This is a genomic window from Rhizobium sp. BK456 (genome assembly GCF_014194045.1).
Lineage (GTDB): Bacteria > Pseudomonadota > Alphaproteobacteria > Rhizobiales > Rhizobiaceae > Rhizobium > Rhizobium redzepovicii.
In genome coordinates, this window is the sequence record NZ_JACIAO010000014.1 from 159,645 (window position 1) to 171,244 (window position 11,600).

Annotated in this window: 13 protein-coding genes; 4 read left to right on the forward strand and 9 right to left on the reverse strand. The window is 62.2% G+C overall.

Annotation, left to right across the window (positions count from 1 at the left end):
- Positions 1–6: 6 nt before the first annotated feature.
- The 3 genes from purC to FHX03_RS30430 all read right to left on the reverse strand — a co-directional run bounded on the left by purC (position 7) and on the right by FHX03_RS30430 (position 3,937).
- Complete coding sequence (gene purC / locus FHX03_RS30420; RefSeq protein ID WP_003568927.1) at positions 7–771, reverse strand: phosphoribosylaminoimidazolesuccinocarboxamide synthase; 765 nt, start codon at positions 769–771, stop codon at positions 7–9.
- Between the two features lie 229 nt (positions 772–1,000).
- Entirely contained in the window at positions 1,001–3,286 is a 2,286-nt protein-coding gene (locus FHX03_RS30425; RefSeq protein WP_097628609.1) for a putative bifunctional diguanylate cyclase/phosphodiesterase, read from the reverse strand.
- A gap of 96 nt (positions 3,287–3,382) precedes the next feature.
- Positions 3,383–3,937 carry an RBBP9/YdeN family alpha/beta hydrolase gene (locus tag FHX03_RS30430; protein WP_097628610.1) on the reverse strand — a complete coding sequence of 185 codons (555 nt, stop codon included), beginning with the start codon at positions 3,935–3,937 and terminating at the stop codon, positions 3,383–3,385.
- Between the two features lie 177 nt (positions 3,938–4,114).
- Here FHX03_RS30430 and FHX03_RS30435 point away from each other — a divergent pair, with 177 nt between their 5' ends.
- Together FHX03_RS30435 and FHX03_RS30440 are read left to right on the forward strand one after the other, a co-directional pair.
- Positions 4,115–4,918, forward strand: a complete 804-nt coding sequence (locus FHX03_RS30435; protein WP_097628611.1) for a DUF2189 domain-containing protein — start codon at positions 4,115–4,117, stop codon at positions 4,916–4,918.
- Between the two features lie 118 nt (positions 4,919–5,036).
- The gene (locus FHX03_RS30440; RefSeq protein ID WP_097628612.1) at positions 5,037–5,516 is read left to right on the forward strand and encodes a low affinity iron permease family protein; all 480 of its coding nucleotides are present in this window, start codon (positions 5,037–5,039) and stop codon (positions 5,514–5,516) included.
- Positions 5,517–5,618: 102 nt separating this feature from the next.
- Here the strand turns inward: FHX03_RS30440 and purB are convergent, their stop codons facing one another.
- From purB to FHX03_RS30465, 5 genes are all read right to left on the reverse strand, one after another.
- The gene (gene purB / locus FHX03_RS30445; protein WP_097628613.1) at positions 5,619–6,926 is read right to left on the reverse strand and encodes an adenylosuccinate lyase; all 1,308 of its coding nucleotides are present in this window, start codon (positions 6,924–6,926) and stop codon (positions 5,619–5,621) included.
- A 111-nt stretch (positions 6,927–7,037) separates the two neighbouring features.
- Entirely contained in the window at positions 7,038–7,523 is a 486-nt protein-coding gene (locus tag FHX03_RS30450) for a hypothetical protein (protein WP_097628614.1), read from the reverse strand.
- Between the two features lie 77 nt (positions 7,524–7,600).
- The gene (locus FHX03_RS30455; RefSeq protein WP_183856790.1) at positions 7,601–8,317 is read right to left on the reverse strand and encodes a DUF2259 domain-containing protein; all 717 of its coding nucleotides are present in this window, start codon (positions 8,315–8,317) and stop codon (positions 7,601–7,603) included.
- Positions 8,314–8,991 (reverse strand): ribulose-phosphate 3-epimerase, encoded by a 678-nt coding sequence (gene rpe, locus FHX03_RS30460; RefSeq protein WP_097628616.1) that lies wholly within the window; start codon positions 8,989–8,991, stop codon positions 8,314–8,316. Before rpe ends, FHX03_RS30455 begins: the two co-directional genes overlap by 4 nt.
- 66 nt (positions 8,992–9,057) lie before the next feature.
- Positions 9,058–10,140, reverse strand: coding sequence for an ABC transporter substrate-binding protein (locus FHX03_RS30465; RefSeq protein ID WP_183856792.1), 1,083 nt, complete (start codon positions 10,138–10,140; stop codon positions 9,058–9,060).
- A 183-nt stretch (positions 10,141–10,323) separates the two neighbouring features.
- Here FHX03_RS30465 and FHX03_RS30470 point away from each other — a divergent pair, with 183 nt between their 5' ends.
- Positions 10,324–10,818: a flavin reductase gene (locus FHX03_RS30470; RefSeq protein ID WP_097628618.1), complete on the forward strand. Its 495-nt coding sequence runs from the start codon at positions 10,324–10,326 to the stop codon at positions 10,816–10,818.
- Positions 10,819–10,853: 35 nt separating this feature from the next.
- Positions 10,854–11,174 (forward strand): TfoX/Sxy family protein, encoded by a 321-nt coding sequence (locus tag FHX03_RS30475; RefSeq protein WP_097628619.1) that lies wholly within the window; start codon positions 10,854–10,856, stop codon positions 11,172–11,174.
- On the opposite strand, the gene FHX03_RS30480 is transcribed toward FHX03_RS30475, so the two are convergent.
- Entirely contained in the window at positions 11,144–11,593 is a 450-nt protein-coding gene (locus tag FHX03_RS30480) for an NUDIX domain-containing protein (RefSeq protein ID WP_097628620.1), read from the reverse strand. The genes FHX03_RS30475 and FHX03_RS30480 overlap by 31 nt on opposite strands.
- Positions 11,594–11,600: the final 7 nt, after the last annotated feature.

An 11,600-nucleotide genomic window follows, 5' to 3' on the forward strand; every position in this document is an offset into this window, starting at 1 on the left:
CCTGCCTTACTTGACCAGAACCGGGCCGGTGCCACGCACAGGCTCGTTTTCATTGATGATGCCGAGACGGCGCGCAACTTCGGAATAGGCTTCGAGCAGCCCGCCGAGATCGCGGCGGAAACGATCCTTGTCCATCTTCTCGTGGGTCTCGATATCCCAGAGCCGGCAGCTGTCCGGTGAGATTTCGTCGGCGAGGATGATGCGCATCAGATCGCCTTCGAATAGGCGGCCGCATTCGATCTTGAAGTCGACGAGCTGGATGCCGACGCCGAGGAAGAGGCCGGTCATGAAGTCGTTGACGCGGATGGCAAGCGCCATGATGTCGTCGAGCTCGGCGGGATTGGCCCAGCCGAAGGCAGTGATGTGCTCTTCGGAGACCATCGGATCGTCGAGCGCGTCGGATTTGTAGTAGAATTCGATGATCGAGCGCGGCAGTACCACGCCTTCGTCGATGCCGAGACGCTTGGCGAGCGACCCGGCGGCGACATTGCGCACGACGATCTCCAGCGGGATCATCTCCACTTCCTTGATCAGCTGCTCGCGCATGTTGAGCCGGCGGATGAAATGCGTGGGGATGCCGATCTTGTTCAGATGGCTGAAGATATATTCGGAAATGCGGTTGTTGAGGACGCCCTTGCCATCGATGACTTCGTGTTTCTTCTTGTTGAAGGCAGTGGCATCGTCCTTGAAGAACTGGATCAAAGTGCCCGGTTCCGGGCCCTCATACAGAATCTTTGCCTTGCCCTCGTAGATACGGCGGCGACGGTTCATCGTGGTCATTCTCTGTTGTTGGCGCTCTTGGGATAGCGCGAGTGGATCGATCTCGTGGCGTCCCCTTAAAGGAAAAGAGTGAGTTTCACAATCCGCCTATCCTTCCTTCCCCGGTTTCCAGATTTTACGGAATACCGCCAAGAGAATCGAATGAATTCGCAAGACGAGTCTAGCGCCTTTTCCGATACGGTGAAATGACGACGAAATGGCGGGCTGCTTGTGCAGGTCTTTATTTGGCGGATCTGCTTCGAAGCTCGCGGCGAAGCTGCGTCTGCAAGGCGCGCGCGGCGACCTGCCCGTGGCGCCAGCTGCCGGCGCGGATGAAGGAGGGGATCTGCATCGCCGGCATCGGCCGGGCGAGCGCGTAGCCCTGCAGCGTGTCGCAGTCGAGTTCTTCGAGAATGCGGATATGATCTGACGTCTCGACACCCTCGGCAATGACAAGGATGTTCAGCGAGCGGCCGATATCGATGATCGAGCCGACGAGTTTGCGCTGCTCAGCCGATTGCGGCAGCAGCCGGATCAGCTCGCGGTCGATCTTCAGCGTCTTCGGGCTCAGGCGCAGCAGGCTGACGATCGATGCATGGCCGGTGCCGAAATCGTCGATCTGAATGTCGATGCCGAGTTTGCGCAGCTTTTTCAGGTTGGCGGCGACCGCCTCATCGCAATCGTCGAGCGAGATCGATTCCAGCAATTCGAAGGCGAAGGTGCCGGGCGCAATCTTCAGGGCGCGGAGCTTCTTGCCGAGATCGGGATCGGCAAGCCGCCGGGCGGAAACGTTGACTGATATCTTCGGAACGGACAGCCCGTCCTTGATCCAGGCGCGGCGATCGGCGATGGCGCGCTCCAGGATCAGAGCGTCGATGGTCGAGACGACGTCGAGATCCTCGGCGATATCGAGGAAACGGTCTGGTGCCAGCAGCCCGTGCACCGGGTGCTGCCAGCGGGCAAGTGTTTCGACGCCGACGACATCAAGGGTGCGGGCATCGAACTGCAGCTGATAGAAGGGCACGAATTCGTTGCGCTCGAGGCCGATCAGGATCTCGTCGGCAAGGTGCTTGGCCGAGATGACGTCGCGGCGGTCGGATGCGGAGAAAAATTCGAAACGGTTGCGGCCCAGGCCCTTGGCGCGATAGAGCGCGATATCGGCATCGAGCAGCATCTGTTTGGCGTCGAGTGTCGGGCCGCTGTCGACGGCAATGCCGATGCTGGCCCCGAAACGGCAGTCGTGCCCCTCATATCTGACCGGTTTGCGCAATTCACGAATGATCCGTTCGGCAAGGCTGGCGATCTTCTTCGAGGCGGGATCGACGGTGCAGAGGATGACGAATTCGTCGCCGCCGATGCGGGCCACGAAATCGGCGGCGCGGACGGAGTTTCTGAGCACGCTTGCTGCATGCTGCAGCATGGCGTCGCCGGCCCGGTGGCCGAGCGTATCGTTGATCTGCTTGAAGCGGTCGAGATCGATATGCAGGATCGCAAGGCCCAAGCCCTTGGCCCGGCATTCAGCCGAGCGCTCGTCCAGCATCTTGTCGAGATAGCGGCGGTTCGGCAGGCTGGTGAGATAATCGTGCAGCGCCAGGCGCTCGATGCTCTCCTTGGCGGCTTCGAGTTCGCGGTTATGCGCCTCGGCCTGATCCTTGGCGCGCTGCAGCTCGTTGCGGAGCGCGACCTCCTCGGTGACGTCCCAATTGGCGCCGATCAGCTTGCGGTGGCCGTTGCCGTCGACGAAGAAGGCCGAGCGGGCACGGATGACGCGCTCGGCGCCGTCGCCGCGGATGATGCGGTATTCCTGCTGAAAATCACTGCCGCTTTCGACGCTGCGATCGGATAAGCCGAGCACGCGCTCGCGATCGTCGGGATGCAGGCTTTTTGCCCAGATGTCGCTGGCGATTGGCCGCGAGGCGCCCTTCAGCCCGTAAATGGCGATGAGACGCTCGTCCCATTCGACGGTGTCATTCTCGATATCCGCCTCGAAGACGCCGATGCGGGAAATCTCCAGCGCCAGGTCGAGCCGGCGCGACAGGCGCGACAGCGTATCTTCGGCCTCCTTGCGGGCGGTAATATCCGTATCCGTGCCGACGATGCGCGTCGGCACGCCGCTCTCGTCCCATTCCACGCAGGCGCCGCGGCAGTCGATCCACATCCAGTGGCCGTCCCTGTGGCGCTCGCGATATTCGAAGATCTGGAAATCCGGATCGCCGGCATTTTGCCGGTCGATGGCATGGACGACAAAATCGCGATCATCGGGATGGACGAGGGCCAGCCAGGCATCGTAGTCGCCGGCGGCCTCCTCGTCGGGCGCCATGCCGCGCATGGTCTTCCACGTCTGCGAATAATATTTCCGGTCGAGACGATAGTTGTGATCCCAGACGCCGAGGCCGGAGCCGACGAGCGCATGGTTCCACCGGCTCTCCCGTTCCGCCAGGTCGGAATCGTCATCCGCCACGCTGCCGACGCCTGCCTCAGCCGCCGTGGAATCATCGGCCTCTGGATGGGCTTTCTTCACGGGCATTCTCGCTTATTTCATCTCGGTGCAGTTTGCTGTCATTCCATTAAGAAAGACTTAGAAAGCACTTTCTGAATTATCGAGAAGGGCCGGTTTCCTCTATCAGGCGGAGAGCCGGCTGAGGAACTGAGCGAAGACCATTGTGCCCTCGGGCCAGGGGCCGTGGCCGGAATCGGCATTGATATGTCCTGCCTCGCCGGCATCGACGAGGAAGGAGCCCCAGCTGCTGGCGATATCGTCGGCATGTTCGTAGCTGCCGAACGGATCGTTGCGGCTCGCCACCGTGATCGATGGGAAGGGCAGCGGATCGCGCGGGTAGGGGCCGAAGGTCATCAGGTGCTTCGGGCGGATATCGGGATTGGCGACATCGGGCGGGGCGACGAAGAAGGCGCCGGCCACCGGCTTGCGGAAATGCGGGATGGCGTGGATTGCCGAGGTCACGCCGAGCGAATGGGCGACGAGGATAACCGGGCGGGTCGAGGCGTTCACTTCCTCGGCAATCCGGGCGATCCAGTCCTCGCGGACTGGCTTTGTCCATTCGGCCTGTTCGACGCGCCGCGCCGTACTGAGCTTTGCCTCCCAGCGGCTCTGCCAGTGGCTCGGGCCGGAATTGGTGTAGCCGGGGATAATGAGGATATCTGCGTCTGAGGCTTTCATAGTGCCGCCGATGTGAGAAGGCGCGCCCGAGATGTCAAGAGGGGATGTGAAGGGAGAGAGCGACACGGGCGATTTGGTTTGCTATATTGCTCCAGTGCCGGTTGCGGATTTCGTGTCGGCGTTCCCGCCGATTGCGTGTCCGCAGCCGACAAGGTCTCGGCTGAGGAGGAGAAAGCCATGGCGGCATTTCATGTCATGACGGGTTCTAGCGAAAGCTTCGCACGGCCCGTTGTCAATCGCATCGGTATCGCCGACGTCTTCGACGCGCTGAAGCGCGGTTACGACGATTTCATGGAGAAACCGTCCCACTACGTGTTCCTGTGCCTGATGTACCCGATTGCCGGCGTCTTCCTGACGTTATGGACGTCGGGTGCCAACCTTTTGCCGATGGTCTTTCCGCTAATGGCAGGTTTCGTGCTGATCGGCCCGATCGCGGCGATCGGCCTCTACGAGATCAGCCGCCGGCGCGAAGCCGGCCTCGATAGCTCCTGGACGCATGCGCTCGAGGTACGCCATTCGCCGGCGCTGCCCTCGATCGTCGCAGTCGGGCTGATGCTTTGCGGCATTTTTGTCGTCTGGCTGGTGACGGCGCAGACGCTCTACAGCAATCTGCTCGGCGAAGTGTTTCCGCGCAGCATGGCGGATTTCTTCCGCCAGGTCTTCGGCACGCCCGAGGGCATGCAGCTGATCATCTGGGGCAACCTGATCGGCTTCGTCTTCGCGCTCGTCGTGCTGGCGACGACCGTCATCACCTTTCCGCTGCTGCTCGACCGCGATGTCGGCGCGGTAGCCGCCGTCGTCGCCTCGATCCGCGCGACGATCGCCAATCCGGTGCCGGTGCTGCTGTGGGGCCTGATCGTCGCTGCACTGCTCGTCATCGGCACGATCCCGGTCTTTGCCGGGCTTGCGCTTGTCATTCCCATCCTCGGCCATGCGACCTGGCATCTTTATCGCAAACTGATTGCGCGGGAGCCCGCGTAATCGAAGGTTTCCGGGGATCGCGAACTCTCGCGATCCCCGGAGGTTAAAGCTTCGCCGATTCCCGGAACCTCGGGACCTCTCGCCGCGTTATTCAGCACATGCTTGTGGGAGGATTTCGATGAAGCATCTGTTCGCCCGCTTCGCAACCAAGATATCGGAATGGGCGGGCAAACCCGTCATCTTCATCCTGGCGCTGACCGCCGTCATCATCTGGGCGGCACTCGGCCCCTTCTTCGATTATTCGGAAACCTGGCAGCTGGTCATCAACACCGGCACGACGATTATCACCTTCCTGATGGTCTTCGTGTTGCAGAACGCCCAAACGCGCGACACGCGGGCAATCCAGGCCAAGCTCAATGAAATGATCCTGACGAGCCATGCCGAGAACCGCTTCATCGGCATCGAAAATCTCGACGAGGAGGAACTGAAACACCTCGACCAGCTGGTCGCCAAGGCTGCCAAGGGCAGGGGCGAGACGGAGGCTTGCAGGACGACGGAGGCCGCGGAAGCTGTTGCGCCGAAAAAGACGGAGACGAGGAAGCGCGCTATGGCTGGCAAAGCGCCGAAGCAAAAACAACGGCCGCTTGAAAGGAGATAGAGAAATATTGGCGAGCGCAGGCGCGACAACTGCGATAACAGAATGTAATCAAACATAAAAACGGCGCCGTAAAGGCGCCGCAATATTGTCGATTTGGAGAACTCACGCTTCGCCAAACACCCGCCGGAAAATCGTGTCCACATGCTTCGTGTGGTAGCCAAGGTCGAACTTCTCGCGAATATCTTCTTCAGAAAGCGCAGCACGGACCTCCGCATCCGCCAGCAGCTCCTCCAGAAAATCCTTGCCCTGTTCCCAAACCTTCATGGCATTGCGCTGCACAAGGCGGTAGGCGTCTTCGCGGGAGGTGCCGGCTTGGGTCAGCGCCAACAGCACGCGCTGGGAGTGGACGAGGCCGCGGAATTTGTTGAGGTTCTTCTCCATGTTCTCAGGGTAGACCAGCAGCTTTTCGATGACGCCGGCGAGACGCGAGAGGGCGAAGTCGAGAGTCACGGTGGCGTCGGGGCCGATCATGCGTTCGACCGAGGAGTGGGAGATATCGCGCTCGTGCCAGAGTGCGACGTTTTCCATGGCCGGCAGGGCGTAGGAGCGGACCATGCGGGCGAGGCCGGTGAGGTTTTCAGTCAGCACCGGGTTGCGCTTGTGGGGCATGGCCGAGGAGCCCTTCTGGCCGGGGGAGAAATATTCCTCGGCTTCCAGAACCTCGGTGCGCTGCAGGTGGCGGATCTCGGTCGCCAGGCGCTCGATCGACGAGGCGACGACGCCGAGGGTGGCGAAGTACATGGCGTGGCGGTCGCGCGGGATGACCTGGGTCGAGACCGGCTCGGCTTTCAGGCCGAGCGCCTCGGCGACATGTTCCTCGACGCGCGGGTCGATATTGGCGAAGGTGCCGACGGCGCCCGAGATGGCGCAGGTCGCGACTTCCTCGCGGGCGGCGACGAGACGCTGGCGGCAACGCTCGAATTCGGCATAGGCGAGCGCCAGCTTGACGCCGAAGGTGGTGGGCTCGGCGTGGATGCCGTGCGAACGGCCGATGGTGACGGTGTCCTTATGTTCGAAGGCGCGGGTTTTCAGCGCTGCGAGCAGGCGCTCGATATCGGCGATCAGGATGTCGGTGGCGCGCACCAGCTGGACGTTGAAGCAGGTGTCGAGCACGTCTGACGAGGTCATGCCCTGGTGGACGAAGCGAGCATCCGGGCCGACGATTTCGGCAAGGTGGGTCAGGAAGGCGATGACGTCATGCTTGGTGACGGCCTCGATCTCGTCGATGCGGGCGACGTCGAAGGTGGCCGCACCGCCCTTTTCCCAGATCGTCTTTGCCGCCGATTTAGGGATGACGCCGAGCTCGGCCAGCGCGTCGCAGGCATGCGCCTCGATCTCGAACCAGATGCGGAACTTGGTTTCGGGAGACCAGATGGCGACCATTTCGGGCCGGGAATAACGCGGGATCATGGCGGCTGCCTTCACTTCAAGAGGTTTACTTCGATTTTTCTTTGCGCAAAACCGCTGCGCAGTCTTGCCTGAATTGCTTCAACGCCCCTGTAGCAAAGACGGGCGGCAATCTCAACGCATGCGTTTGGCAAGATGATAGCTGCTGACGACAAGGCAGACGAGACCGAGCGGCAGGAAGAGCCGCAGGCCGATGACCAGGAACTGGTAGACGGCGCTGATGCTGGTGAAGACGAACTGAAAAGCCCAGACGACGCTGCCGAAAGGCGCGTGCCAGCGCGAATAGAAGAGCCGGTATTCCATGGCGAAGAGGAAGGCGGTCATGGCGATCGTCGCTGCCGTCAGCGTCACGAAAAAGGCGGCAAAACGCGCTTCCGGCGGCCTGTCATAGGCAAAGAAGCGGGCGACCGGCAGGGCAAGGGGCCACGCGAACAGTCCGCCGGCGAAATACAGCGCGGCGACTTCGGCAAGCCGGCTCGTCTGCAGGCCGTTGCGCAGGTAAAGGCCGAGCATGGCGGAAGCGAGCATCTGCGCGCCCCAGAACAATGCGCCGGCAATCAGATCGGGGTAGGGCGGCCGCGCGGCTCTCAGACGATCCATTTTCGGGCGATCTGTCTTAGAGCGATCCGTGCTGGGGCGATCCGGGCTCGGGCCATCCATCCCTGGGCGATCCGGGTTCAGGGATGAACCGGAACGGCGATCCAGCGTCCGTTCCTGTCGGCGTCGAAGGCCAGGATCAAGGCGATGTGAACCTGGTCTCCGGCTTCCGGCTGATAGACCACCGCGCCGCCGATCCGGTATTCCACAGAACAGGCGCGCTCGGCCGGAATCGCCGTCGCCTGCCGTGCCGCCTGGCGGTTCGGAGCGCCTTGTTTTTCGATCATCTGCAGGCTGAAACCAAGGACCCGCTTGTCGACTGCTGCACAATCCTTCGGCGTCGGCACCGGCATCTCACCGAGCGACAGCGTATAGGGCGATTTCGGCGGGCCATCGGTCGCGAGCGTGGTGTAGCGGATGGTCTTTGCGGGAGAACCGAGCTCAGTTGGCGGATTGAAGGCGGCGATGAGGCCCGGATTGGTGAGCAGATCGTATTTGTCCATCTGGCTGCGCGCTGCCGTCAGGTTCTGCCGCCGCGCCTTGGAAAGATTGGCGTCCTTCTCGGTCATCTTGGTGCGGAAGGGGGTGCCCTCGAGATACTGGCCGTTTTCAGTGTCGATGAAATAGGTGTTGGAGTAGGGAGCGCCGCCTTCCTCCTTGATGCCGAATTCCTGAAATCCGAACACCTTGCCATCGGCGGAAAAGCCGATCGGCTGGATATTGGCGATGTCGCCGGCCAGTGACAGGCCGGGCAATGCGGCGGCAAGCATGCCGCCGATGAGTAGACGCTTCATCATGATCGTGCCCCTTCGGCTGCCTGACGCAGATCGGCGATGGTCCGGCGATAATCCTCGACCGTCGCGCCCTTGAAAATCGCCGAGCCGGCGACGAGGACGTTGCCGCCGGCGCGGGCGATTGCCGGCGCCGTTTCCACCGTGACGCCGCCGTCGACCTCGAGTTCGATCGGCCTGTCACCGATCAGCGACTTCGCCGCCGCGATCTTGGCTCCCATCGCCGGAATGAACTTCTGGCCGCCGAAGCCGGGATTGACCGACATGATGAGGATGAGGTCGACATCGTCGAGCACGTTCTCGATGGCGCTGAGCGGGGTTGCCGGATTGAGCGTCACGCCGACCTTCTTGCCGAGATTGCGGATGGTCTGCAGCGAGCGATGCAGATGCGGCCCGGCTTCGGCATGGACGGTGATGCGGTCGCAGCCGGCCTTGGCAAAGGCCTCGAGATAGTCGTCGACCGGCGAGATCATCAGGTGGCAGTCGAAGGTCGCCGAGGTATAGGAGCGTAGCGACTTGATGACATCCGGACCGAAGGAGATGTTCGGCACGAAATGCCCGTCCATCACGTCGAGATGGATCCAGTCGGCGCCCGCGGCCGTGACGTTGCGCACCTCCTCGCCGAGCCTGGCGAAATCCGCCGCGAGGATCGAAGGGGCAATGCGAATGGGCAGCGTCATCAAGTTTTACTCCCTGTGGGCGGCCGTTTGAGCGCGGCGCCCGATTTCAAGACGGGCGGCCGCCGATCATTGCGTCGGCGCGCCAGGTGGAAAAAAGCCATTGCCCCGCCATTCGAGCAGGCGGTAGGGGTTTTGGGCAAGTTCGTGCGCGGCAGTGAAAGCGATGGCGCCGACCGGCGTCTGGAATGTCGTGCCGAGGAGCGTCTCCTGCAACGGCTTGCCCGCAGCGGCCGCGGCTTCCGCCGCCTGGCCGGCGATCAGTGCTGCCGCCAGCGACGGCAGGACGTAGCCTTCCGGCTCGATGCCCTTGGCGCTGAGAGCCTCGGCTGTCGCCGTGCCTTCCGGCAGTACGGCATATTCCGGCAGGGCGACAGCGCGCACGCCGGGGTCAAGCGGCAGCGGCTGGTCGGCGGCGCGCATGGCATCGCCGCCGAGGATGGAGAGCGGAATATTTTCTGCCTTGGCGTCGCGGGCGATGACGGCGACATCGTTGCGGTCGCCGCCGATGAAAACCCGGGTGGCGCCGGCGCGCTTCAGACGGCGGACGAGGGCAATCTGCTGCTCCTGTCCCGGCCGGTAAGTATCTGTAAAGACCGGCTTCAGGCCGTTCTGTTCCAGTGCGTTGCGCACCGCTTCGGTCAGTTCGCGGCCATGGATGGTGCCGTCTTCGATCAGGGCGATCGGATCGGCGGCCCAGTCCTTCAGGATCACTTCATTGATCTTTGCCGCTTCGGCGCCGTCGGCGGGCGCCAGACGAAAGAGCGGCCAGCCGTTCTTCAGCGCATCCTCCATCAGGATGCGGGAGCGCGCCGAGATGGTCATGGCGGGAATGCCCGCGTCTTTCAGCTTCGGCAGCGCGCCTTCCAGCGTCTCGCTGCAGAGAAAGCCGACCGCGACCTGCACCTTGGCAGCGACCAGCGCATCGGCAACCGCAGCGCCGCTATTGTCCTCGCAGGTCTCATTGATGGCGACGAGGGTGTTTCCGGATTGCTGGATCCCGAAACCGGCCCCAGTGGCAATCTGGGCGCCAAGCAAGGCGAGCGCGCCGTTCTGAGGGGCGACGACGCCGATCGTCACGCCGGCCGCATGGCCTTGCGCCGCCGCTCCCAGCAGCACCAGACAGGCTGCTATGCCACGCAGGTTGATCATGAAAGGCGGAGATCCCCTAGCCATCGTCCATGCCCTTTTATCCGCAAGGCTGCGATCGTCAAAGAAAAACAAGCGTGAAGCAGTGCTTTTCACAGGTCCTATTGTAGAAAAGGTAACCGATGCTCGCCATATTGGCGCGATAGCAAGTCGAACCGTGGATCAAAGCGCGTACGGGAGAAGCAGGTGTTGAACAGGCAGCATATCGACCCCGGCCTTTATCGAGACGCCATGAGCCGTTATGCCGGCCATGTGCAGCTCGTGACGACGGCGATGGGCGAGTTGCGCCGCGGCGTCACCATCACCGCCGCCTGCTCGGTCTCGGACAATCCAGCCTCGGTGCTGATCTGCCTCAACAACAACAATTCGAAGAACGAAATCTTTTTCCGAAGCGGCATCTTCGTTCTGAACACGCTCGGCGCTCATCATCAGGGCGTTGCCGACGCCTTTTCCGGACGGACGGCGCTTGCCGATAGCGAACGTTTTGCCAGCGCCCGTTTCGAGACGCTGGTCACCGGCGCGCCTGTGCTGGCCGATGCGCTGGCTGCCTTCGATTGCCGGGTGACCGACATCAAGGAAATGCCGACGCACAATGTCATCTTCGGCGAGGTCGCGGCTGTGCGCTTCAGCGAAAAGCATCCGGCGCTCATCTATATGAACCGGGATTATCACGCGCTGTGATGGCCGCCACGGCCGGGATTTCGAGGGAATAGCGAATGGACAATGCCGGCATCGAGGAAATGTTTCAAGGTCTCGGCCCGGTCACGGTCAAGCGCATGTTCGGCGGCAAGGGCATTTATCATCTCGGGCGCATCATCGCGCTCGAAGTGCGCGACGAGATGCTGCTGAAGGCCGATGAGACGAGCGCCCCGGAATTTGCCGCCGCCGGCGCCACGCAATGGAGCTACGAGGGCAAGAAGGGCAAGCCGGTAAAGATGCCCTACTGGTCGATTCCCGACGAGGCCTACGACGATCCCGATTTGATGGCGAAATGGGTGCGGCTTGCCTATGAGGCGTCGCTGAGGGCCGATCGCTGACTGGATTCGGCTGAGGGCAGGGCTGCTATCGCCGCCTTGGTGAATGCCGAGAGCGGTTCCGGCAAATCCGTGAGCGGAAACCAGCCGAAATCGGAAAGCTTGTCCGGTTCGGTCAGTTGCGGCTCGCCGTCGACGTCGCGGGCGAGATAGAGAAGTGAAATCCAGTGCTGGCGGTCGGTATCGATGATCTGTTCGGTCACGGCGATCCGCTCGATGCGGCCGATCTTGAGGCCGGTTTCTTCCTCGGCCTCGCGGCGCGCGGCTTGCTCGGCCGGCTCCATATGATCGACCTTGCCGCCGACGATATTCCAGTAGCCGGCTTCCGGTGGGCGCACGCGTTTATAAAGAAGAATTTTGGCGTCGCGCAGAATGACCAAGCCAACGCCGAAGCCCGGAAAATCGAGACCGGGCTTACCCATTGGCCGT